General features: G+C 38.5%; 21 protein-coding genes. 11 read left to right on the plus strand and 10 right to left on the minus strand.

The annotated features are described in order from the left end of the window. Positions 1-71: 71 nt before the first annotated feature. Entirely contained in the window at positions 72-557 is a 486-nt protein-coding gene (locus MKL35_RS05020; RefSeq protein ID WP_000357090.1) for an Lrp/AsnC family transcriptional regulator, read from the minus strand. A 134-nt stretch (positions 558-691) separates the two neighbouring features. Here MKL35_RS05020 and MKL35_RS05025 point away from each other — a divergent pair, with 134 nt between their 5' ends. From MKL35_RS05025 to blp2, 9 genes are all read left to right on the plus strand, one after another. After that, a complete protein-coding gene (locus MKL35_RS05025; protein WP_032010283.1) occupies positions 692-2,413 on the plus strand; it encodes an alpha-keto acid decarboxylase family protein in 1,722 nt (573 codons plus the stop codon). A gap of 139 nt (positions 2,414-2,552) precedes the next feature. Further along, on the plus strand, positions 2,553-3,932 hold the full coding sequence (locus tag MKL35_RS05030) for an amino acid permease (RefSeq protein WP_002052892.1): 1,380 nt from the start codon (positions 2,553-2,555) through the stop codon (positions 3,930-3,932). 454 nt (positions 3,933-4,386) lie between these two features. Further along, complete coding sequence (locus MKL35_RS05035; protein WP_004707648.1) at positions 4,387-5,418, plus strand: substrate-binding domain-containing protein; 1,032 nt, start codon at positions 4,387-4,389, stop codon at positions 5,416-5,418. Between the two features lie 100 nt (positions 5,419-5,518). Further along, a complete protein-coding gene (gene pstC, locus MKL35_RS05040; protein WP_004707651.1) occupies positions 5,519-6,898 on the plus strand; it encodes a phosphate ABC transporter permease subunit PstC in 1,380 nt (459 codons plus the stop codon). Beyond that, positions 6,895-8,292 carry a phosphate ABC transporter permease PstA gene (gene pstA, locus MKL35_RS05045; RefSeq protein WP_016804258.1) on the plus strand — a complete coding sequence of 466 codons (1,398 nt, stop codon included), beginning with the start codon at positions 6,895-6,897 and terminating at the stop codon, positions 8,290-8,292. Before pstC ends, pstA begins: the two co-directional genes overlap by 4 nt. Positions 8,293-8,305: 13 nt before the next feature. Beyond that, the gene (pstB, locus tag MKL35_RS05050; RefSeq protein ID WP_002052705.1) at positions 8,306-9,208 is read left to right on the plus strand and encodes a phosphate ABC transporter ATP-binding protein PstB; all 903 of its coding nucleotides are present in this window, start codon (positions 8,306-8,308) and stop codon (positions 9,206-9,208) included. Between the two features lie 147 nt (positions 9,209-9,355). After that, on the plus strand, positions 9,356-10,318 hold the full coding sequence (gene sohB / locus MKL35_RS05055) for a protease SohB (protein WP_032010280.1): 963 nt from the start codon (positions 9,356-9,358) through the stop codon (positions 10,316-10,318). 138 nt (positions 10,319-10,456) lie between these two features. Beyond that, the gene (locus MKL35_RS05060) at positions 10,457-11,074 is read left to right on the plus strand and encodes a cytochrome b/b6 domain-containing protein (protein ID WP_004707656.1); all 618 of its coding nucleotides are present in this window, start codon (positions 10,457-10,459) and stop codon (positions 11,072-11,074) included. 195 nt (positions 11,075-11,269) lie between these two features. Then, positions 11,270-13,453, plus strand: coding sequence for an Ig-like repeat protein Blp2 (gene blp2 / locus MKL35_RS05065; protein WP_032010278.1), 2,184 nt, complete (start codon positions 11,270-11,272; stop codon positions 13,451-13,453). A 47-nt stretch (positions 13,454-13,500) separates the two neighbouring features. Here the strand turns inward: blp2 and MKL35_RS05070 are convergent, their stop codons facing one another. The 9 genes from MKL35_RS05070 to MKL35_RS05110 all read right to left on the minus strand — a co-directional run bounded on the left by MKL35_RS05070 (position 13,501) and on the right by MKL35_RS05110 (position 21,014). Then, positions 13,501-14,142, minus strand: coding sequence for a DUF2238 domain-containing protein (locus MKL35_RS05070; protein WP_002052686.1), 642 nt, complete (start codon positions 14,140-14,142; stop codon positions 13,501-13,503). An 82-nt stretch (positions 14,143-14,224) separates the two neighbouring features. Beyond that, positions 14,225-15,613 carry an adenylosuccinate lyase gene (gene purB / locus MKL35_RS05075; protein WP_002052704.1) on the minus strand — a complete coding sequence of 463 codons (1,389 nt, stop codon included), beginning with the start codon at positions 15,611-15,613 and terminating at the stop codon, positions 14,225-14,227. A 54-nt stretch (positions 15,614-15,667) separates the two neighbouring features. Beyond that, a complete protein-coding gene (gene hflD / locus MKL35_RS05080; protein WP_000229973.1) occupies positions 15,668-16,402 on the minus strand; it encodes a high frequency lysogenization protein HflD in 735 nt (244 codons plus the stop codon). 13 nt (positions 16,403-16,415) lie between these two features. After that, complete coding sequence (mnmA, locus tag MKL35_RS05085; protein WP_004707662.1) at positions 16,416-17,549, minus strand: tRNA 2-thiouridine(34) synthase MnmA; 1,134 nt, start codon at positions 17,547-17,549, stop codon at positions 16,416-16,418. Positions 17,550-17,553: 4 nt separating this feature from the next. Further along, positions 17,554-18,042, minus strand: a complete 489-nt coding sequence (locus tag MKL35_RS05090) for an NUDIX hydrolase (RefSeq protein WP_004707663.1) — start codon at positions 18,040-18,042, stop codon at positions 17,554-17,556. Positions 18,043-18,162: 120 nt separating this feature from the next. Next, a complete protein-coding gene (locus MKL35_RS05095) occupies positions 18,163-18,708 on the minus strand; it encodes a gamma carbonic anhydrase family protein (RefSeq protein ID WP_004707665.1) in 546 nt (181 codons plus the stop codon). 89 nt (positions 18,709-18,797) lie between these two features. After that, entirely contained in the window at positions 18,798-19,946 is a 1,149-nt protein-coding gene (gene dacC, locus MKL35_RS05100; RefSeq protein WP_002052555.1) for a D-alanyl-D-alanine carboxypeptidase PBP5/6, read from the minus strand. Positions 19,947-20,072: 126 nt separating this feature from the next. Beyond that, a complete protein-coding gene (locus tag MKL35_RS05105) occupies positions 20,073-20,495 on the minus strand; it encodes an MCR_0457 family protein (RefSeq protein ID WP_002052886.1) in 423 nt (140 codons plus the stop codon). Between the two features lie 147 nt (positions 20,496-20,642). Then, entirely contained in the window at positions 20,643-21,014 is a 372-nt protein-coding gene (locus MKL35_RS05110) for an MCR_0457 family protein (RefSeq protein WP_004707670.1), read from the minus strand. 102 nt (positions 21,015-21,116) lie between these two features. On the opposite strand from MKL35_RS05110, the gene surE reads away from it, so the two are divergent. Together surE and MKL35_RS05120 are read left to right on the plus strand one after the other, a co-directional pair. After that, on the plus strand, positions 21,117-21,887 hold the full coding sequence (surE, locus tag MKL35_RS05115) for a 5'/3'-nucleotidase SurE (protein WP_002052561.1): 771 nt from the start codon (positions 21,117-21,119) through the stop codon (positions 21,885-21,887). A 111-nt stretch (positions 21,888-21,998) separates the two neighbouring features. Continuing rightward, positions 21,999-22,838 carry a peptidoglycan DD-metalloendopeptidase family protein gene (locus MKL35_RS05120; protein ID WP_004707673.1) on the plus strand — a complete coding sequence of 280 codons (840 nt, stop codon included), beginning with the start codon at positions 21,999-22,001 and terminating at the stop codon, positions 22,836-22,838. Positions 22,839-22,927: the final 89 nt, after the last annotated feature.

Consider the following 22,927-nt stretch of genomic DNA (forward strand, 5'->3'; position numbering starts at 1 on the left):
ATATTAATTTTAAGGCGGATTTAGTATCCGCCTTTTTATTTTCACTTTTAAGAGTGAAAAGCTGAGTTATTTTATTGAGAGTGATGATAGCTCATGCTTTTAGGCTTGATTAAAAAATGATTCTGTTCTTTAATTTTTTTCAGAACAATGTAAGACTTTATATGGCCTATAAAATTATAAGAAAGCAATCTTTCAGTCACAAATTGAGAAAGCTGTTCTAAGTTTTCAGCAACAACTTTTAAAATAAAATCTGCATCGCCACTAATTGAAAAAGCATCCTGAATGTTATCTTCAGCTTCAATCAGCTCTTGAAAAGCTTGTTGTGATTTGGCTTCGTGTGTCCTTAAATTAATGTGAATCATTGCTGTAACTTCAAGCCCTAGCGCCTGTTGCTGGATGCGTGCCGTGTAGCCAAGAATCACGCCTTTTTGCTCAAGCAATTGACGTCGTCTTGAACATTGAGAAGCAGATAAACCGATTAAATCTCCAATTTCCTGATTGGTGAGTCGTCCATTCTTTTGTAGTGCCTGAATGATTTGCCAGTCGAACTTATCCATTGCATAAAATCCTTTTATGATACACAAATCATGTATTTTTATTAAAATGCGTTTTCATTATGCACGAAATCTAAAAGATAGATGAAATATTATTTTTCTATGGAATAAAAATTGGTCTCAAAGGATATAGAGCAATGTTCATAGAAATTGGTGAATTTTTAAATCTTCGTCTAAAACAAATGGGTATCCAACATCTTTTTGGTGTACCTGGTGATTTTAACCTCTCATATCTAGAACAAGTTGAAGCAGACCCACAACTCGAATTTATTGGAAATTGTAATGAATTAAATGCTGCCTATGCAGCAGACGGTTATGCACGAATTAACGGTTTTTCTGCTTTGGCTACCACTTATGGTGTAGGTGACTTAAGTGCCATTAATGGTATTGCAGGTGCCTATGCAGAAAATGTGCCTCTTATTCATATCTCAGGTATTCCACCTTTACATGCAGTTCAAAAGGGCACTTTAATTCACCACACGCTTGTCGATGGTAACTATGACAATATTATGAACTGTATGAAAGAGTTCACAGTTGCCCAAACTCGTTTAACTCCTGCAAATGCAGCTTCTGAAATTGATCGTGTGTTACGTCAGTGTTTCCTTGAACGCCGTCCTGTACACATCCAACTACCTGGTGATATTACCCACGTTAAAATTGAAGTGTCTGAGTGTCCGCTCGACTTAAGTTATCCAGCTGTTGAGCCTGAATTATTGCAAAGTGTGGTGAGCAAACTTTGTGACATTATTGAGAATGCTCAAAGTCCAGCGCTTTTAATTGATAATGAAGCTTCAGTTTTTGGCGTAACTTCACTTTTAAATGATTTGTCTCAAAAATGCTCAATTCCATTTGCAGGTATGAATACTGCAAAAAATATTATGGATGAAAGCTCACCTCGTTATATCGGAACTTATGTGGGTGGGGCAAGCCAACCGCATGTGAAAAATATCATTGAACAATCTGACTGTTTAATTGGTATTGGCGCGCGCTTTACCGATGTAGGCTCAGCTGTATTTACTCATCAAATTGAGACCAAGAACTACATCGAAATTAAATCTTATGGCTTAAATATTTTTGGGCAGGATTTTCCGGGTATTGAAATTGGACAATTACTTGTTGAGCTAAATAAAAAAGTTGCGCCACGTAAATCGTCAGTTCCCCTTCTTGAAAAACAACCTCAGAAAGTAGTTGAAGCGCCAGCTCAACAGAGACTAAGCCAAGATGTGCTTTGGAACTACATTTCAGGTTTCTTAAAAGAAGATGATGTGATTATTGGGGAAGTCGGGACATCAAACTCTGCTTTGTCAGGTATAAAACTGCCTGCTACAGCTAAATATATTGCACAGCCACTTTGGGGGTCTATTGGTTACACCTTACCTGCTTTGCTTGGTAGTTTGTTGGCTGCCCCTGAACGCCGTCAAATTTTGTTTATTGGTGACGGTTCGTTCCAGCTTACGGTACAAGAGCTTTCTACAATTATCCGTCATGGTTTAAAACCAATTATTTTCTTGCTGAACAATGGCGGCTATACCATTGAGCGCTTAATTATGGGTGAAAACGCTGCCTATAACGACGTGCAAAACTGGAAATACACTGAAATTCCAGCGGTATTTAACGGTAAGAAAGGCCATACAACTTATGTGGTTGAAACCGCAGGGCAGTTAAAGAGTGTTCTAGACAACGTTCAGCAAAATGACCAGTTAACTTTTATTGAATTAAAACTACCAGCAATGGATGCCCCGGTGAGTTTGAAAAAATTTGCTTCTGTGATTGCACGTTTTGATTACGGCGATCGTGGCTACGAAATTTTAAAGGAGCGTTCCCAACCTATTAAATGTAAGGATGCAAGCTCGTTTTAAATAGAAGATAGGACACGTCTTCTCAAAATTAAATGGACTCATATTAAAGCAATTTATGTCCGAAGGTCGGTTTCTGATCTTCGGATGTGGTGCTGAATAAAGGTGTACAGGAAGTGACACCAACATTGGAGATAATGTTATGGATGCAAACAATAAGCACGAGTTAAAACAAGGCTTATCCAATCGACATATTCAACTCATCGCACTCGGAGGGGCGATCGGAACTGGGTTATTCTTAGGTCTTTCTCAAACAATTAAATTGGCTGGTCCTTCAATTTTATTAGGATATGCAATTGCAGGAGTGATTGCCTTTTTAATTATGCGTCATTTAGGTGAAATGGTTGTTGAAGAACCGGTAAGTGGTTCTTTTAGTTATTTTGCGAACAAATACTGGGGCAAAATGGCTGGTTTTATGTCTGGTTGGAACTACTGGGTGTTGTATGTACTGGTAAGTATGGCCGAACTGAGTGCAATTGGCACGTTTATACAGTTCTGGTGGCCTGAAATTCCAACATGGATGACTGCATTATTTTTCTTTATTTTAATTAACGGCATTAACTTGGTAAATGTCCGCTTTTTTGGGGAATCCGAGTTCTTATTTTCCTGCATTAAAATTGTTGCGATTTTAAGTATGATTGGCTTCGGTGCTTATCTTTTACTTTCAGGCTCAGCAGGTCCGCAAGCAGGTGTTGCAAATTTATGGCAACACGGTGGTTTCTTTCCGCATGGTATTCATGGCTTTATTATGGCTTTGGCTGTGATTATGTTTGCATTTGGTGGTTTAGAGCTTATTGGTATTGCAGCTGCAGAAACCAAAAAACCTGAAACAACAATTCCAAAAGCAGTGAACCAGATTGTGTACCGCATCTTGATTTTTTATATCGGTGCAATTGGTATTCTTTTATGTCTTTATCCTTGGAATATGGTGGCAGAAGGTGGTAGTCCATTTGTCTTAATTTTCCAGTCCCTTAATAGTAATGGCGTTGCGAATGTTCTGAACTTTGTGGTCTTGATTGCTGCTATTTCGGTTTATAACAGTTGTATTTACTGTAATAGTCGTATGTTGCATGGTTTAGCAGAGCAGGGCAATGCGCCAGCAATTTTGAAAAAAGTAAATAGCCGTGGTATTCCAGTTCCGGCGGCAGTTGTGTCTGCATCAATCACAGCAGTCTGTGTGGTGGTGAACTATTTAATTCCTGGCCAAGCTTTTCAGCTCTTTATGATGTTAGTTGTTGCAGCGCTTGTCATTAACTGGCTCATGATTTCTGTAACGCATTTGAAATTTACTAAAGCAATGAAATTACAACGTCGTCAAACTAAGTTTCAAAGCATCATGAGCCCATGGAGTAACTATTTAACCATTAGCTTTGTATGTTTCATTCTTATTATTATGGCAATGACTCCAGATATGAGACTGGCAGTGATTTTGGGGCCGATCTGGCTTGCTGTTTTAGCCATTATGTATTTCTTGAAGTACCGTAAAAAAATGGTCCCAATGCCAGAAGTACAATCAAACTGATAAGCTTAATTTACGGTGATATTGCGGTTATCTGACATAAGGCAGGTAACCGTTTTGTTTTGTCATAATATTTTCATGTTCGAGCGAAATAATTTTTTAAAATTAAAGAGGGCATGTAAAAAATTGAGAATTGTGTCAATAAAATAATTTTGTAACATCAATTCATTAAATTACTTAAGTTTTTATAATTTAAACATAATTATGATTTTATCATTTTGAGCATTTGTCATATTTCCCATTAAATCTAATTATCAAAGTCCTTATAAAATCATCTTAAATATTTGATATAAAATAAATTTAAAAATGTGACAATGAACATTATAAAAATCATGAAAGCGTCATAATACTGTAACTTATTTGTCATATTTTCTATTCACAATGCAGCTATCGAAGAGCGTACAAGCACTCAACAAAAAGTGACGTACAACCTATTGCATTAATGAGAGAGAACAGAATGCGCTTAAATCCACGTCAAATCGCAATTGCGTTAGCAGTAACTGGGGCCGCTGTAACAACGACTGCAAATGCAGCTCGTGATACGATTCAAATTGCTGGTTCTTCAACTGTATTACCGTTTGCCAGCGTTGTAGCTGAAGAGTTTGGTAATACATTCCCTCAATTTAAAACTCCTGTTGTAGGTTCTGGTGGTTCTTCTGCTGGTTTAAAACAGTTCTGTCAAGGCGTTGGTGACAACACGATCGACGTTGCAAACGCTTCTCGTAAAATTAAAAGCACTGAAATTGAAGCTTGTAACAAAGCTGGTGTAAAACAAATTCAAGAAATCAAAATTGGTTATGACGGTATTGTATTCGCGTCTAGCTCACATAAAGCAGCTTATAAATTAAAACCTTACCATGTGTTTGCTGCTTTAGCTGCACAGTTGCCTTCAAAAGGTAAATTGGTTCCAAACCCATATACAAACTGGAATCAAATCGACAAATCACTTCCTAATGAACCTATTACACTTGTAATTCCTGCGTCTAACCACGGTACGCGTGAAGTTTTCCAAGAGAAAATGGTTGATGCTGGTTGTGAATCATACGAATACTTCAAAAACTTAGATAAAGATGCTCAGAAGAAAGCATGTTCGACTTTCCGTAAAGACGGTCGTGTAATTGAAATTGCTGGTGACTATACAGAAACTTTAGCTCGCTTAAAAACTTCTCCAAGTGCAGTAGGCGTGTTTGGTTTAAGTTTCTATGACATGAACCGTGACAAGTTACGTGTAGCATCAGTAAACAACGTACTTCCTTCTGAGAAAACTGTGTTAAACGGTACATATCCTGTATCTCGCCCATTATTCTTCTATGTGAAAGGCGAACACTTAAAATCAGTTAAAGGTTTACCACAGTATGTAGAATACTTCCTAAGCAAAAAAGCGACTGGTAAAGGTTCTAAAGCTGAGCGTGATGGCTTAATCGCGATGTCTGATGCAGAGCGCGCTAAAGTCCTAGCTGACTTTAAAGCAGGTAAAACTGTTAAATAATTTGTTTTGAATAGGGGCTGGTGATCCCAAGTGATCATCAGCCTTTTTGTCTAACACGTTTTTCCCAAATTATGACAATTGAGAAAACAGTGGAGAATACATGAATCTGCTACTTATCGGTGTGTTGTTAGCCCTTGTGGCAATTGCATATCAACTTGGGCTGAGAAAAAGCCGTAACCTAGCAGGTAAGGGAAGCAACTCAGCGACATTACATTCTCGTCCTGGTTATTATGGCGCACTGGTTGGACTTTGGTGCGGTATCCCTGCTTTTTTAATTTTGATAATTTGGAACTTGGTTGAACCAAATATTTTAAATCATATTATCTTTAATAATATTCCAGCTTCTGTGTCAGCTTCTCTTGATGAAGCAGCAAGAAGTGTACTTGTTGATCGAGTTCAAGCGATTGCTTCTGGTTTTGGGGTAAGTGATCATCCAGCTGCTTATGAGTTAGCTGCTGCTCAGCAATATGCAAAATTTCAAACTATTGGCTCTTTTGCCAAATTTGCTGTTGTTGTTTGTGCTGCATTATTAGGTCTAGTCTGGGCAAAGAAAAAAATTAGCCAAGAATATCGTGCACGTAACCAAGTGGAACGTGCGATTAATGTTGGTTTGATCTTGTGTTCTGGCGTGGCAATTTTGACCACAATCGGCATTGTAATGTCGATGTTTGGCGAAGCAATGCACTTTTTCCATTTTGTAAGTCCAATCGACTTTTTCTTTGGTACAGAATGGAACCCTGGCTTTAGTACTTCAGGCAATGCCGAAGGTAGCTATGGGTTATTACCATTGCTATGGGGTACGCTCATGGTCAGTGGTATTGCCTTATTGGTTGCAGTACCGGTTGGATTAATGATTGCCATTTATTTAGCTGAATATGCGTCACCATGGTTGCGCTCATGGGCAAAACCAACGATTGAAGTTTTAGCGGGTATTCCAACAATTGTGTATGGTGTTTTTGCCATGATGATTATTGGTCCATTTTTTAAAGCTGTTGGTGCTCATGTCGGTATTGAAATTAATGCAACCAGTGCTTTGACTGCTGGTTTCGTAATGGGAATCATGATTATCCCGTTCGTTTCATCTTTATCTGATGACATTATTACTCAAGTACCTCGTGCACTTCGTGATGGTTCACTTGGACTTGGCGCAACTAAATCAGAAACAATTCGCCAAGTGGTTTTACCAGCAGCTTTACCGGGCATTACAGGGGCATTTTTATTGGCTGTATCGCGTGCCGTGGGGGAAACCATGATTGTGGTTTTGGCAGCGGGGAACAGTCCACTTCTACATGCAAATCCGTTTGAAGCTGTTTCGACAGTTACCGTAACCATCGTAAAACAGTTAACTGGCGATACCGATTTTGCAAGCCCACAGGCCTTGGTGGCATTTGCATTGGGTTTAACACTCTTTGTAATCACCTTGGGATTAAACATTGTTGCACTGTACATTGTGCGTAAATACCGTGAGCAATACGAATGAGTACATCAAATACATCGTCTCCTATGGATCAGAACGTATTTGATCCACAAGCTGCTGCTCAGGCACGTGATCGCCGTAAAAAAGTCATTGAAAAGTCATTGGCTAAACGTCACCGTAAAGAAAAAGCTTTCCGTATTGCTGGTTTATCAGCAGTGGTTATTGGCCTTGCATTCGTAGCGCTACTGTTTGGTAGTATTTTGGCAAAAGGTTTACCAGCTTTTTGGCAAACCAGTATGAATGTACCAGTTTACTTCGATCCTAAAGTGATTGATGCCGGTCCGTTGCCAGTACGTGCACAAGGTGAAACACCTGCTCATTACCAAGAACGTTATGTCGATTGGCAAACAAAAATGGGTATGGTGGATTGGGACAGCCTCATCGTAAATGGAATAGTTGCTAAAGACCCTTCACTTGAGTCACAACGTGATTCTTTACGTAGCCTTTACGCAAGCTCGGAAGCTTATCGTTTACGTGACATGGTATTTGCTGACCCATCACTCATTGGTAAAAAAGAGAATCTTACTTTCTTGGGTGATGCTAACGTAGATGTCTGGTTAAAAGGTAACATTGACCGTTCATTACCAGATGACCAGCAGCAACTCGATCCGGAAATCCGTAAGCTTGCAGATGATTTGAAAGCAAAAGGTATTCTTGAAAATACGTTTAATACTAACTTATTTAAGAATCCGGATTCTCGTAGCTCACCAGCAATTAGTGGTCTTGCAGGCGCATTCATGGGTTCATTATTCATGATGTTAATTGTGATCATTATCTCGATCCCAATTGGTGTTGCCAGCGCTATCTATCTTGAAGAGTTTGCTCCAAAGAATTTTATTACCGACATCATTGAGGTCAACATTAATAACCTTGCTGCTGTTCCTTCAATTGTATTCGGTTTACTTGGTGCTGCAATTTTCATTGGCTGGATGCATTTACCATTATCAGCTCCATTTGTCGGTGGTTTGGTATTAAGTTTAATGACATTACCGACAGTCATTATTACAACACGTGCTTCTTTAAAAGCTGTACCTCCATCAATTCGACAAGCTGCTCTTGGTTTAGGGGCGTCTAAAGTACAAACCGTTTTCCACCATGTTTTACCTTTGGCTATGCCGGGCATCATGACAGGTTCAATTATTGGTGTGGCACATGCGCTTGGTGAAACTGCACCGTTACTTTTAATCGGAATGAGTGCATTCGTTGCAAGTATTCCAACCACTCCATTTGATCAAGCAACTGCTTTACCTGTTCAAGTTTACTTATGGCAAGGTAATGAGTTGCGTAACTTCTTCGAAGGCCGTACAGCTGCTGCGATTATCGTACTCCTTGCATTAATGATTGGTTTAAACAGCCTTGCAATTTGGTTACGTAAAAAGTTCGAAGTGCGTTGGTAATAGAGGATAAATAATGAATACTATCGATATTACGAATTCCTTAGAAAAGGATAAGTTAGTGAATACTGAACAATCTCCACTTACAGATACACAACTGCATCATGGCACTTCGTATGTTTCGCATTTTGAGCCACATACTTCAAAAAAGCCAAACTCAACCGAAATCAAGATTAGTGCACAAGATGCCCATGTTTATTATGGTGACTTCGAAGCTATTAAAGGCATTGATTTAGATATCTATCAAAATGAAGTGATTGCATTTATCGGGCCGTCAGGTTGTGGTAAATCGACTTTCCTGCGTACCTTAAACCGTATGAATGACACAATTGATGGTTGTCGTGTAACAGGTAAGATCACTTTAGATGACAAAAATATCTATGATCCGAATCTGGATGTAGTGTTACTACGTGCTCAAGTGGGCATGGTATTCCAAAAGCCAAACCCATTCCCTAAGTCTATTTTTGATAACGTTGCATATGGACCAAAGTTACATGGTTTAGCACGTGATAAATACGACCTAGAAGAAATTGTTGAAAATAGCTTGCGTAAAGCTGGTCTATGGGAAGAAGTTAAAGACCGTTTAAATCAGCCGGGTACAGGCTTATCTGGTGGTCAGCAACAACGTTTATGTATTGCGCGTACAATTGCGGTAAGTCCTGAAGTCATTTTGATGGATGAACCATGTTCTGCACTTGACCCAATTGCAACAGCAAAAGTGGAAGAACTGATTTCAGAACTTTCTGACCAATATACGATTGTGATTGTAACGCACTCAATGCAACAGGCAGCGCGTGTTTCAGACCGTACTGCTTACTTCCATTTAGGTGATCTAATCGAAGTAAACTCTACAGAGAAAGTATTTACTCAACCTGACCATCAATTGACAGAAGCGTACATTACTGGTCGTTTTGGTTAATTTATAGTTAAATAAAAAAAAGAGCCTCGTGCTCTTTTTTTTATTTAATAAATGAAAATGAATCTATTTTGCAAAATCGCTATTGAATTTTAATCAAAAGAACCACATCTTAAGGCTATAAAGACAAACTTATGAGCATAGAATTTTATGTTATTCCATTTGCCTAAACTCCCTGCGGAAATACGTGTTAGTCATTTAAATGCACGTGTAAATGAACAGAGAAAAAAAATTGCACAAACGACAGCAAGCCGTTTAGAGCTTTTACAATTGGCTCAACAACTTGCGAAAGAAGCTAAAATCCGCCGTAAGAACAATCAGAAAATTTTTGTTTTAGATTTTAAAGGTGATATTCAAGCATCTGCGGTTGAAAACCTCCGTGAAGAAATCACACTTATTTTAGCTACCGCTAAAGCTGGACGTGACCGCGTAGTGGTACGTCTTGAAAGTCCGGGTGGTATGGTTCATGGTTATGGACTAGCAGCAGCTCAGTTAGTTCGTTTACGTGATGCAGGTTTTCATTTAACGATTTGTGTTGACAAGGTCGCTGCAAGTGGCGGTTATATGATGGCTTGTATTGCAAATGAAATCATTTCTGCACCATTTGCTGTTGTGGGTTCAATTGGTGTCGTTGCTCAAGTTCCAAATTTCAATCGTCTTTTAAAAGAGCATAACGTTGACTTTGAACTTTACACAGCAGGGCAATATAAGCGTACTGTGACTATGTTCGGTGAAAATACACCTGAAGGTAAAGCGAAATTTGAAGAAGAGCTACAACAGACGCATATCCTGTTTAAGCACTTTGTAGAAAAATATCGTCCACAGCTTAATGTAGATAAAGTTGCTACAGGTGAGCACTGGTATGGACAAGATGCGCTTGATTTAAACCTTGTAGATAAATTACAAACTTCCGATGAATACCTATTAGCGTTGTTACCTCAGCATGACGTCTATGTGATTAACACACGCAAAAAGGCGACTTTGGGTGAAAAGTTAGGTTTACAAGCAGCACAAATGGCAGATAGCTTGATTCCAGCAGTAATGCATAAAGTTGCACATACGTTGGCAAAAGCGAATTCAACTTTAGTGCAAATGCGCGATACCAAATTTTAATTAAGATATGTTTTTAACTAAAGAGTACCTTTATAGGTGCTCTTTTTTTTATGGAATTGATTAAACTAAATTTGATTAATATTTATTTAAGTTTTAATTGCCAAAGTTAATATTATTTTTAAATTTTTGAGTTTTGTGATGTCAAAAACGTTATCACATATTGATATTCTTATAAGAGTTTTGCACATCATTATTATGGTTTCGTTCGTTGGTGCTTATTTTACAGGGGATAACGAGGACTTACATCAGGTGCATATGATGTTTGGTTATATTCTCCTGATTGGCATTATTACACGGGTTATTTGGCACTTTTTAAGTCCACGTGTTTCAAGTACTGCGCCATTTGGCTTAAAGAAGCGGAGCACTATGGCATTTAATGCAATTAAAAAGTCCTTTAGCCATACAAATTCATTCAGTCTTTTTTCGAAAAATACAATTCAATTGTTCAGTATTGGGCTATTTCAAGCTTCGATTGTATTTATTTTCATACTCATTCCTGTTGTTGTAGCACTTGGATACGGAACAGAACACTTTACTTATGCTTTGAGAGACTTACATTCATTTTTCGCAAACTTATTTTTAGCTTTGGTTATATTGCATCTTTCAACACTTATTTTAAATAGCATTCTTGCTAAACGCTTTCAGGGTTGGACGATGCTTAAAATGACATGGGCAGATAAAAAAATAACTAAATTTATGACATTATTCATCTTATTTCTTGTAGGAGCTTTTAGCTTTGTTTATTTAAGAATGTAATATATAAGTTTTATATAAACTCTATTCGAAGTTATTTTTTAATAAAAATTCAAAAAATATTGTTGATAAATATACTTATTGAATTGTGATAGATGAGTGATTTTGATATTTTAGGCAACAATAAAATAGCTTTTAGATGTTTCATTTAAAAAGTTACACATTTAAAAATATAACTGAAATTCAGGATAGGAAATAATGACAAGAATAATTGTGGCATCCAAAGAGGGTTTGGACGTTCTGCAAGATGGTCAACTCAATAAAGTAATTTTAAATCAGCCTACTATTATTCAGATTGGTGTAAGCCAAAAAGATATTGCATCCATGGAAAAACAGGGTGGGCGCTTAGTTATCCATTTAAAAAATGGAGAGACTATTGTCTTAGAAAATTTCTTTAATGAAGCAACAAATACAATAGAGCATTCACTTGTTTTTCCGACTGAACATGGAAAATTTGTTGAAGCGCAATTCGATGCTCAAGGTAAAGTGATCGATTATAAAGGCTTAAATCATGTTACAGATTTAGGCTATGCCAGTACGAGTCCAGCAGCTGCAACTATGGCGGTTGATAGTGATCCAAGTTTTACAATGGGTAATGTACTCAAAGCAGGCTTAGCAGTTTTAGCTGCGGAAGGATTATATCTTTGGGCTTTTAAGAAAGATGATAAGGATGACTCATCAAGTGCACCTGATTTAATCGCACCTGCTGCTCCTACAGCTACGCTTGCTGATGATACCGTGACAGTGACTGGTAAAACTGAAGCAAATGCAAAAATCTATCTTAAAGATGCTGCAGGCAATACAGTCGCATCGGGTGTTGCAGATGCAAGTGGTAACTACACTGTTAAATTAGATAAGCCGCTCTTGAATGGGGACAAATTAAACGTTATTGCCCAAGATGCGGCTGGAAATAGTTCTAAAGTGACTGTTGTGACAGGTACAAAAGATACAATACCTCCAGATGCTCCGCAGGCGCAATTGAGCGATGATGGTTCATTGTTGACTGGTAAGGCAGAGGCAAATGCCAAAATTACAGTTTATGACGCCACTGGCAAAGTATTAGGTTCTGTTTTTGCAAATAAAGATGGTATTTATTCTTTAAAGCTTACTCCGCCGTTAACCAGTGAAGCGGGCGGTAAAGTTGTTGCTGAAGACGCTGCTGGTAATAAATCTGAAGAAGTTAAAATTATTGCGGGTAAAGACACCGTGCCACCAGCTTCTCCTTTTGTTGAAGTCAACAAAGAAGGGTCAGTAATACATGGTAAAACTGAAGCAAATGCGAAAGTTCAAATAAAAGATGCCGATGGTAAAGTGATTGGAAGTGGGACCGCCGATGCTCAAGGTGACTTTCAAATTACACTTTCACCTGCTTTAACAGAATCCCAAAAAGGTACAGTGGTTGTTGAAGATGCAGCCGGTAATATGTCTAAACCCGTTGAAATTAAGCCGGGCTTTGACTCGATTGCACCAGATAAACCAACGGCTCAAATTAATGCAGATGGAACTTCGGTAACTGGTACAGCGGAAGCCAATGCCAAAATTGAAATTAAAGATGCAACTGGTAAAGTGATTGGTACTGGAACGGCAGATGCGAATGGAAAATTTACGATTACTATTTCGCCTGCATTAACTGATAACAACCATGGTGCTGTTTCAGCGATCGATGGTGCTGGAAATAGATCTGAAAGTCTCGACATTGTGGGAACAAAAGACACCATACCCCCGACAAAACCTATCTTAAATAGTGTAGAAGATGATGTAGGTGACATAAAAGGTGCTATTGCAGCAGGTTCTGAAACTGACGATGCTAGGCCAAAACTTACAGGTTCAGGTGAAGCTAATGCGACACTTACGATTTATGATAATGGTGTTGCAATTGGGGTGGTGACTGTAACGGCTGGTAGATCTTGGTCATTTACTTTTGATAAGGATTTAACTCTTGGTAAGCACAGCATTACTTTAACCCAAACTGATGCAGCAGGGCTGACCAGTGAAGCAAGCTCTCCATTTACTTTTTATGTGGTTGCACCGAAAGTCGCGAGTCTGGCTGATGCTTCAGTCAATACTTTAAGTACAGAAACACCATCTTTAGCAGATAGTGTTGGGTTAAACACTTTAAAGGTTACGCAAAGTACGACAACTGAGCCTACGAATCAGCAGAAAACTGTTCCTGTAGATGATTTGCTAAAAAGCTCTTCTTTAAACGATTCAGATCCTGTCTCAAAACTTCTATCATCGACAGCATTGAAAACAACGCAGATACCTGAGCAAACTGATGTAAATACTTCAATTGATCAAACAACAAATCTTGATCAAATTTTACCAAATACGAGTTCTTCACCTTTGCAAAATATTTTAGAACAGACTTATCCGGTTGTTTAAAAGGTTTTTTGATAAAAAATAAAAAGCGCTCATTGAGCGCTTTTTATTTAAGGTTTATGGGCTAATTTTGGTGATGTTATCAAGGCAAAAAGCCCATAGAAGATTGCTCCAGTTGTAGCGAGTAGCATGTCTTTATGAGCATCCCACATGTCACCTTGTTGCCCATTATAGTTTTCCGCTTGTTCAGGTGATAAGCCTATTGCGATTACCCATTCAATTAATTCATAGAATACACTCGATGCCATCACGAATTGGACTACAAGCAAAAATAGAGAAAAAGGACGTGCGGTCGGCAACCATACTTGGAAAACACGATAGATAAGAGGGTAGAGCAAAGCACCATATGAAAAGTGGACAAGTCGATCATACATATTACGAGACCAGCCCATGTACTCATCTAAATTAAAATGAAAGATGTGCTGAATCCAGTCATTGTATGGAACGTATGAATAAAGATAATGAGCACCAATTACGTGGATTAAAAGAAACAGTAAATAAAAACAAAAACTTAAAAAATCGAGACCAATTTTTTTAAAAATAATAAAAAGTAGAATCAGCATCAAAACAGTTCCAGCTTGATGAAGTAAATAAGCTTCAAACTCAAGAGGCTGTATACCTGAAATGATAATGGCAATGAAAAGCAGACTAAGCGCAATATAATGTTTAAGCTTAAATTTTTTTTCGATCATTTTCTAAATAAGATTTCTTTTGATGAATATGAGTGTAATAAAAAAGCGAAGCCTAAGCTTCGCTTTTATCAAATTTTTTTAATTAGATTTTGCTAATTAAATCGTTAATTTGTTTTGCTTGTTCAGCTGCATTACCTGTGTAAGTTGCAGGTGTAAGCTCAGCTAAACGAGCACGCTCTTCGCTTGGTACTTGAGCAAGTTCATTACCATTTACGAAATCAACCATCATGTCGCGAGTCATTGCTTGACCACGAGTTAAAGCTTTTAACTTCTCATATGGTTTTTCAACGTTATAACGACGCATAACTGTTTGAATTGGCTCTGCAAGAACTTCTTGAGCTTGGTCAAGATCTTCATTCAAGCGGTTTGCATTCAATTCAAGTTTGCCAATACCTTTTAAGCAAGCATCAAAAGCAATTAAGCTTTGAGCAAAACCAACACCCATGTTACGAAGTACAGTTGAGTCAGTTAAGTCACGCTGCCAGCGAGAAATTGGTAATTTTTCGCCTAAGTGAGCCAACACAGCATTTGCAATGCCTAAGTTACCTTCAGAGTTTTCAAAGTCAATCGGGTTAACTTTGTGCGGCATAGTTGAAGAACCAACTTCACCTTCTTTAAGTTTTTGTTTGAAGTAACCTAAAGAGATATAACCCCATACGTCACGGTTAAAGTCGATCAAAATTGTATTGTAACGACGTAACGCATCAAATAATTCAGCCATGTAGTCATGTGGCTCAATTTGAGTTGTGTATGGGTTAAATGTTAAACCTAAAGATTCAACAAAAGCTTGTGAATGGGCTGGCCAATCAACATCTGGGTAAGCAGAAAGGTGAGCATTGTAGTTACCTACTGCACCATTGATTTTGCCGAGTAACTCAACATTTTCAAATTGCTTGATTTGGCGAGCTAAACGATATGCAACGTTTGCCATTTCTTTACCCAAAGTTGTTGGGCTAGCAGTTTGTCCATGTGTACGAGACAACATCGGTTGTTCAGCATGAGTCGTTGCTAAAGCAGAAATTGCATTTAAAATTTGCTTCATGCTTGATACTAAAACTTCACGACCGTTTTTAAGCATAAGTGCATGAGACAAGTTGTTGATGTCTTCTGATGTACAAGCAAAGTGAATGAACTCACCCGCATTTTGTAATTCAGCAATACCAGCAATTTTCTCTTTCAAGAAATATTCAACGGCTTTTACGTCATGGTTAGTTGTACGTTCAATTTCTTTAATGCGATTCGCATCTTCTTCAGAGAAGTTGCTTACGATTGCATCTAGAGCTGCATTTGTTTCAGCTGAGAAAGGAGCAACTTCAATAATTTCTGGACGGTTAGAAAGCGCTTGTAACCAACGCACTTCTACAGTGACACGAGCATGAATTAAACCAAACTCAGAAAGAAAAGGGCGTAGCGCATCACATTTGCTGGCATAACGTCCATCTAATGGTGATAGTGCGGTTAAAGCGTTCATAACGATTCCTTAATGCTGGAATAAACATAAAACAAAAATAATCTCGTTACAGCCTTAGATAACTTGGTACTGTAAGCGAGCAAGAGCTTGAATATCCTGTAGCAATTTACGTTTGCTAAAAATCATGTTCCATGAACTACCGCCGAGTTGTCGCCATAAATGAGCCATTTGTAGCCCTGTAAACAGACAAGCACGAATACGGTTGGTATGGTTGGTATCTTTAAATGCCTCAGCATTACCACGAACAAGAATGCGTGGATTAATTTGCCCGGCAGTATCAACATAGGTTTGTGCCAAATTGGCTAAAATGCTGGGGTGTAAATAGTTATTATCGAAAAAAGAAAGCTGTTTTAAAATCTTCTGCTGTGCTTTTTCAATAATGGCCACATATTCAGGATTGCTATAGACCTTCTTTTCTAGCTGCAAAAGTGACATCGCGTAAGACATAGGAAGTTTTGCACTACGCATTTTAGGCAAACGAGATTTGGGCGCATTGGTAAAAGGCTGGGTAATACAATTCTCAAGAGTTTTAAGACCTAGAGAAATATCAGCCAATTGATTAAAAAAATCTAATGTCTGAACGGTATTATTATTTGTTGTAGGGCGAATATTTAAACTCGCCTTTATTAATAATTCAAAATAGAAGTTACCACTTTCACCAATACTTTGTTGACCTGTCATAGCGGTCATATGCGTAAGCTGGGTCGCTTGAAATACCCCCGCCAAGGCAAGGGCACGGTTTTGGCGAACATTCAAGGCTTGTGATTGTTGAAAGGGTAACTCCACCATGCCATTCATTCCCTTAAATAAAATTTGGTGTAGGGGCATTTGTATGGTGAATCACACCCCCGCCTAGGCAAACTTCATCTGAATAAAATACAACACTTTGACCTGGTGTAACTGCGCGTTGAGGTTCATCAAATTCAACACGAACACCATGCTCACTATTTTCATCAATAAACACTGTGCAAGCTTGATCAGGCTGGCGATAGCGTGTTTTAGCGGTACAACGTAATCCTTCAGCCGGAATATGTTGTTCACCAGCTACCCAGTCAATAGACTCACTCCAAAGCTGCGTACTTTGCATAAGCGGGTGATCATGTCCTTGGCCTACAACTAAACGGTTATTGGCAACGTCTTTATGAAGCACAAACCATGCACCTTCAGCTGCACCTTTCATACCGCCCAGACCAATACCACCACGTTGACCGAGCGTATAGTACATCAGACCGTGATGTTCACCAACTTCTTTACCATTATCCAGCACAATTTTACCTGGTTGAGCGGGTAAATATTGTTTAAGGAAGTCATTAAAACGGCGTTCACCAATAAAACATATACCAGTTGAATCTTTTTTCTTCGCAGTTGCTAAGTCCAGCTCTTCAGCAATTCTACGAACTTCCGGTTTTTCAATTTCGCCAACAGGGAAGAGCGTTTTATTAATTTCGCGGCCATGCACTGCATGCAAGAAATAAGTTTGATCTTTATTATTATCTAAACCACGTAATAAAGGTGCATATGCTTCACCTTTAGAGTTGTATGCAGTTTCAGCACGACGAGCATAGTGACCTGTTGCAATAAAGTCGGCACCTAAAGTCATGGCATGGTCTAAAAATGCGCGGAACTTAATTTCTTTATTACATAAGATGTCTGGGTTTGGGGTACGACCAGCTGCATATTCAGCCAAGAAGTGTTCGAATACACGATCCCAATATTCCATCGCAAAGTTTGCAGTGTGAAGTTTAATACCGATTTTATCTGCTACTGCTTGAGCATCGGCTAAATCTTCCATTGCTGTACAGTATTCCGTGCCGTCATCTTCCTCCCAGTTTTTCATGAAGAGACCTTCAACTTGATAACCCTGTTGAAGTAAGAGTGCCGCAGAAACAGATGAATCTACGCCACCAGACATACCGACGATGACACGTTGTTGCATAGGACTAGGCATCCAAATGAGAAGTTAATGAGGGAGAGAAAGGGTGCTCATAAATAAGAGCTAAAGGATAATGGTGACCTTTTATGGCATCTTCAATCGCTTTAATGACCAGAGGACTACGAGCGCGGGCAGATTCTTGAAGCTCATCTAGAGTCATCCAGACAGCAGAAACAATACCTGTATCAAGTTTTGGGTCGCTTTCGACATGAGTGACATGTGCTAAAAAGCAGAAGCGATAATAAGTACGATCCGGAAACATAGGCGGAGTATATGTATAAATACCAAGTAAGGCATCTATATCAACATGATGACCCGTTTCTTCAAGTGTTTCACGAATAGCAGCTTCTATTAGCGTTTCACCACATTCCACATGACCAGCAGGTTGATTAAACACAGTGTGTACAAAACCTTCGCTATGTTCTTCGACAAAAAGATAGCGTCCATCTTTTTCTACGACTGTAGCGACAGTGACATGAGGAGTCCATGCGGCCATAAAAAAGCACCATGAATTTAAAAGTCGTATGATACGAAATTTAGGGGTTTTTGGCTACGGTGATCTTACAAACGATAGAGAACTATAAAAGCTCTATCGTTTGAAAAAATTGAGTATGTACTAATTGGTTTGGTTATCTTTATGGTTATTTTGCACTTTTACATAATGTCTTGCTGAATAAGGTAAAAATGCCAATTCTTTTTCAGTTAGAGGACGTACTTGCTGTACTGGACTTCCAACGTAGAGATAACCACTTTTTAAGACTTTACGAGGTGGCACTAAACTTCCCGCACCAATCATCACATCATCTTCAATAACAACATCATCTAAAATGACGGTATTGATCCCGACTAGTACGCGGTTGCCAATCGTACAGCCATGTAAAGTCACATGATGACCTACTGTTACGTCTTCACCAATAATAAGAGGCGAACCATTCGGTTTTGCATCATTTTTATGGCTGACATGTAACATACAATGGTCTTGTACATTACTATTTTTACCAATTTGAATACTATTTACATCTCCGCGAATGACTGCAAAAGGCCATACCGAAACATTTTCGGCCAATTTAACATCACCGACAACCACGGACATTTCATCAATGTAACAACTTGGATCAATTTGTGGATGATGATCTAAATAAGGACGGATGTTTTTTGTCATGAGAAGCATCAAAATAAAATTTAATAGAAGTATAAAATAAAAAAGCACTCAAGCTAATAGCATGAGTGCTTAATTGAACTATTCTAAAATTAGAATAAGTTACTAAAGAATTGTTTGATATGGTCGATCATGCGTGCAAAGAAGCCTGCTTCTTCAACTGGTTTTAATGCAACAAGAGGTTTTTCAGCAATAACTTTGCCATCTAAACTTGCAACAAGTTTACCTACCACTTGGCCTTTTTGAAGAGGGGCATTTAAATTTGGTTGAACAACCAATTGAGTTTTTATACCACCTGCTTTGCCTTTTGGCATAGTGACATTGAAGTTCTCTGCTAAACCAATTTGAACTTCATTTTCTTTACCGAACCATACTTTAGCTTTGGCAAGAACTTGGTTTGCAGGTTGAACATTTGCAGTTTCAAAGTTCGCAAAGCCCCAAGACAACAACGCGCGTGTTTGGTTAGCACGTTCATTAACGCTGTCAGTACCAAAAATAACTGAGATTAAGCGCATTGGCCCGCGTTTACTTGAAGTTGTTAAGCAGTAACCAGCTTCATCTGTGTGGCCTGTTTTTAAACCGTCAACACTTGGGTCAGTATAAAGTAACGCATTACGGTTACCTTGCTTGATACCGTTAAATGTAAATTCTTTCTCAGAGTAAATTGGGTAGTATCTTGAGCTGTCTTTAATAATATGTTGAGCTAGTACAGCCATATCTTTTGCAGTTGAATAATGACCTTCTGCAGGTAAGCCCGTAGAGTTCATAAACTGGGTATTTGTCATACCAATACGTTTTGCTTCCTGATTCATGAGGTGAGCAAAAGTACCTTCATTTCCAGCAATATGTTCAGCCATTGCTTTTGACGCATCATTACCAGACTGAATGATAATACCTCGAAGCATTTCTAAAACTGTTGCAGTACCATTTAATGGTACATACATACATGATTCAGCGCTGCTTCCTTTACACCAAGCAGATTCGTTCATACGAACCTTTTCATTCTCGGTAAGCTCACCTTTTAATAGTTTTTGTTCAATGATGTAGCTTGTCATCATTTTAGTCATAGAAGCAGGCGCAAGCTTTTCATTTTCATTTTTAGAAGCGAGAATCTGTCCTGTCTCGTAATCCATTAATACATAAGACTTATTATTTAATTCTGGCGGAGCTGATAAGACAGTTGCTGCATAAGAAAAACTTGGTAAGAGGAGGAGTGCAGCAATAGCGCTTTTTCGAGTCATTCTAGGTAATTCCAATATCTTGTGTGAAGCAGAAGAACCTAGCATTTTAGGACAAAGCAAAGCCGACTTCTATGGGGGAAGTCGGCTTTTTCAAACAGTATTGTAACTAGAGAGTTTTTAACTAATTTAGTTTTGCGATTGATAAGCTTTTACGTCTTGACAAACTAACTTGTTTTGCTCGTTACCAGCAGCTTTCGCATCATTACGTGCTTCTTTTAAGACTTTCTTGAAACTTTTGTCTTTGCTACGTTTTTCTAAAGCTGCAACTGGGTCTGCTTCATTTGGTAAATAATCTTTTACAAGGCGCTCATAACCTTGGGCAAATTCAGCATCTTTTTTGCCAATTAAACTTGGACAAATTTCAGAAAGTACTTGAATTGCTGCTAATTCTTCGGGTGTAGTCCCTTTGGTCGGCGTAACTTCAACAACATTTTCATTTTCAGTTTTCTTTTCAGCTGTTTTTTTCTTGTCAGCAGCATAACCCACTGTTGCCATTGTCATGAGTAAAACAACAGAAAGTGATTGAACTAAGCTTTTTTTCATAAACATGGATAACCTGAAACAAAAATTTGAAATATGCCGATAGCTTAAACAATTTAAACGCTAAAAAAATGGAAAAAATGTATTGTTATGTAGGTTTTCTGCTTTACATAAACAGAAAACCCTTCAAAGAAAAGCGTATTGAGTCAAATAAGCTTAATCTTTGTAATTTACCACTTCTTGACAAAGTTCGTGTTGCTCACGGTGGTCCATTTCTTTTGCCGCTTGGCGAGCTTCACTTAAAAGTGTCTTGTATTCTGCATCATTTTGTAGGGCAGAAAAGGTAATTGACTTATTGGAATAACCACCAAGGTACATTGCAATAATCTTTTTAGTATTCGTTTCAAGATTTTTATTTGCGCCAACAAAACTAGGGCAAATTTCTTGTAAAACTTGAGTAGATGCAATGTCATCTTTAATTAAGCTATCAGCTTCTTGTGTCGAGATACCCTCATCAGCAAAAACCGTTTGCGTACACAATGTGATACTGATCCCCAATACTTGAAAAAAAGGAGCGAAAGTTTTCATTTTTTCACAATTTTATAATGCTATGGAGGCATAAATATATATAATTCAACAAATAATTCAATTGAGAAAACCTTCGGGTTTATTTGTCGAGAAAGATTTTTTGTGAATATTCTAATTGCGAATGATGACGGTGTATTTGCACCAGGTATACAGGCTTTAGCTGAAGCGTTAAAACCATTAGGCCGTGTTGTAGTAGTTGCTCCAGAAAGTGAAAGAAGTGGATTTTCGAGCGCGTTAACATTAGATCGTCCTTTACGTCCTATTCAAATTGCTGAAGATGTATGGGCTGTAAATGGAACGCCAGCCGATTGCGTCTATTTATCTATGAATGGATTGTTTGATTTCGAATTTGACTTGGTAGTTAGTGGAATCAACAGTGGTGCAAACTTAGGTGATGATGTTCTGTATTCGGGAACAGTCGGCGCTGCATTTGAAGGACGTTTAATGAAACAGCCTGCAATTGCGGTTTCTTTAGCGGGTTCTGATGTGCGTTCATACAACCATAAAGATGATTATGCGCAAGCAGCCAAATGGGTACATGACTTTATTGCCAAAGGTTTACCTGCGCTACCACCTCGACATATTTTTAATATTAATATTCCGGATGTGCCACAGCTTAAAGGGACTCAAATTACCTATCAAGGACGCCGTGCTCAGTCTAAACCCATCACAAGTCATGTCGACCCAAGAGGAAGACAGGTTTACTGGATTGGTCTGGCAGGTGAAGCAGTTACGGACCCGCAGCGTATTGCTAGCCAAATTCAATCTGACTTTTTTGCGGTTGCAAACGGTTTTGTAAGTGTGACCCCAATTCAGATGGATGCAACAAACTATGCGGTTTTAGAGGATTTACAGGCAAGCTTGGGTCAATAATTTGGCCCGAATGTTATAACTTTGTGAATATAGAAAAAGAGGAACATGTTTCCTCTTACTTTTTTGATACTCTTAGCCGAAATGATTTGTAGCATTTAGTGAGGGAGATCGATGCATTTAACTGGGCAACAAAGCAGATCGCATATTCAAAGAGACAATATAATGAAAATTATGATGTTGTCTGTAGCTGTAGGTTTTACTGTTGCAATGGCAGGATGTGCTTCTAAACCACAAATTAATAATAGTTCTCGCTATTCAATGGCTCCTAACTATTACACCGTTCGTTCAGGTGATACTTTAAGTGGCATTGCAATGCGTTATGGTTTGGACTATCTCAGTATTGCAGAGATGAATGATATTGCTCCGCCATATCGTATTTATGTTAATCAATCATTACGATTGAAAAAATCTTCTTCACCAAAAACCGTGTCGACACAAGTCATGGCGCAACAAGAGCCGATTAAGCGCCAAACAATTGCATTACCGACAACCACAACTCCGCCAACAACAACGGTTACTACACCGCCGCCAAGAACAGTTGCACCAACAAACAATACTAGCGTAGGGGCTTCAATTCCAAGTTCAAGCTTGCGTTGGGTGAAACCAAATAATGGTCCGGTTATCCAAGGATTTAATTTGGCGAATAATGTCAAAGGAATTCGTTACGGTGGTAACCAAGGTGATCCTATTTATGCGGCAGCTGACGGTCAAGTTGTATACGCAGCCGATGGTTTAAAAGAATATGGTAATCTCGTTTTAATCAAACATATTGATGGCTATATCAGTGCGTATGCCCACAATAGCAAGATGATTGTGAAGAGTGGAGACAATGTAACCGCAGGCCAAAAGATTGCTGAAATGGGGTCTTCAGGGGCTTCTCGTGTCATGCTTGAGTTCCAAATTCGCCTTGACGGTAAACCAATCAATCCGGCAAATCTTTTACCAAATTAGCTAATGCAATAAATATAGGTTTCCTCGTATAATGTAATTGGTTGCTTTCATTACAACAATAAGCATTTTTTATAAATTTAGAATTAGAT

This window comes from Acinetobacter sp. AOR41_HL (assembly GCF_027854645.1).
GTDB classification, from domain to species: Bacteria; Pseudomonadota; Gammaproteobacteria; order Pseudomonadales; family Moraxellaceae; genus Acinetobacter; species Acinetobacter nosocomialis.

Excerpts from the sequence above, each read along its gene's own strand:
- MKL35_RS05020 (WP_000357090.1), bottom strand. The coding sequence starts at position 557 with ATGGATAAGTTCGACTGGCAAATCATTCAGGCACTACAAAAGAATGGA.
- MKL35_RS05025 (WP_032010283.1), top strand. The coding sequence starts at position 692 with ATGTTCATAGAAATTGGTGAATTTTTAAATCTTCGTCTAAAACAAATG.
- MKL35_RS05030 (WP_002052892.1), top strand. The coding sequence starts at position 2,553 with ATGGATGCAAACAATAAGCACGAGTTAAAACAAGGCTTATCCAATCGA.
- MKL35_RS05035 (WP_004707648.1), top strand. The coding sequence starts at position 4,387 with ATGCGCTTAAATCCACGTCAAATCGCAATTGCGTTAGCAGTAACTGGG.
- pstC (WP_004707651.1), top strand. The coding sequence starts at position 5,519 with ATGAATCTGCTACTTATCGGTGTGTTGTTAGCCCTTGTGGCAATTGCA.
- pstA (WP_016804258.1), top strand. The coding sequence starts at position 6,895 with ATGAGTACATCAAATACATCGTCTCCTATGGATCAGAACGTATTTGAT.
- pstB (WP_002052705.1), top strand. The coding sequence starts at position 8,306 with ATGAATACTATCGATATTACGAATTCCTTAGAAAAGGATAAGTTAGTG.
- sohB (WP_032010280.1), top strand. The coding sequence starts at position 9,356 with ATGTTATTCCATTTGCCTAAACTCCCTGCGGAAATACGTGTTAGTCAT.
- MKL35_RS05060 (WP_004707656.1), top strand. The coding sequence starts at position 10,457 with ATGTCAAAAACGTTATCACATATTGATATTCTTATAAGAGTTTTGCAC.
- blp2 (WP_032010278.1), top strand. The coding sequence starts at position 11,270 with ATGACAAGAATAATTGTGGCATCCAAAGAGGGTTTGGACGTTCTGCAA.
- MKL35_RS05070 (WP_002052686.1), bottom strand. The coding sequence starts at position 14,142 with ATGATCGAAAAAAAATTTAAGCTTAAACATTATATTGCGCTTAGTCTG.
- purB (WP_002052704.1), bottom strand. The coding sequence starts at position 15,613 with ATGAACGCTTTAACCGCACTATCACCATTAGATGGACGTTATGCCAGC.
- hflD (WP_000229973.1), bottom strand. The coding sequence starts at position 16,402 with ATGGTGGAGTTACCCTTTCAACAATCACAAGCCTTGAATGTTCGCCAA.
- mnmA (WP_004707662.1), bottom strand. The coding sequence starts at position 17,549 with ATGCAACAACGTGTCATCGTCGGTATGTCTGGTGGCGTAGATTCATCT.
- MKL35_RS05090 (WP_004707663.1), bottom strand. The coding sequence starts at position 18,042 with ATGGCCGCATGGACTCCTCATGTCACTGTCGCTACAGTCGTAGAAAAA.
- MKL35_RS05095 (WP_004707665.1), bottom strand. The coding sequence starts at position 18,708 with ATGACAAAAAACATCCGTCCTTATTTAGATCATCATCCACAAATTGAT.
- dacC (WP_002052555.1), bottom strand. The coding sequence starts at position 19,946 with ATGACTCGAAAAAGCGCTATTGCTGCACTCCTCCTCTTACCAAGTTTT.
- MKL35_RS05105 (WP_002052886.1), bottom strand. The coding sequence starts at position 20,495 with ATGTTTATGAAAAAAAGCTTAGTTCAATCACTTTCTGTTGTTTTACTC.
- MKL35_RS05110 (WP_004707670.1), bottom strand. The coding sequence starts at position 21,014 with ATGAAAACTTTCGCTCCTTTTTTTCAAGTATTGGGGATCAGTATCACA.
- MKL35_RS05120 (WP_004707673.1), top strand. The coding sequence starts at position 21,999 with ATGCATTTAACTGGGCAACAAAGCAGATCGCATATTCAAAGAGACAAT.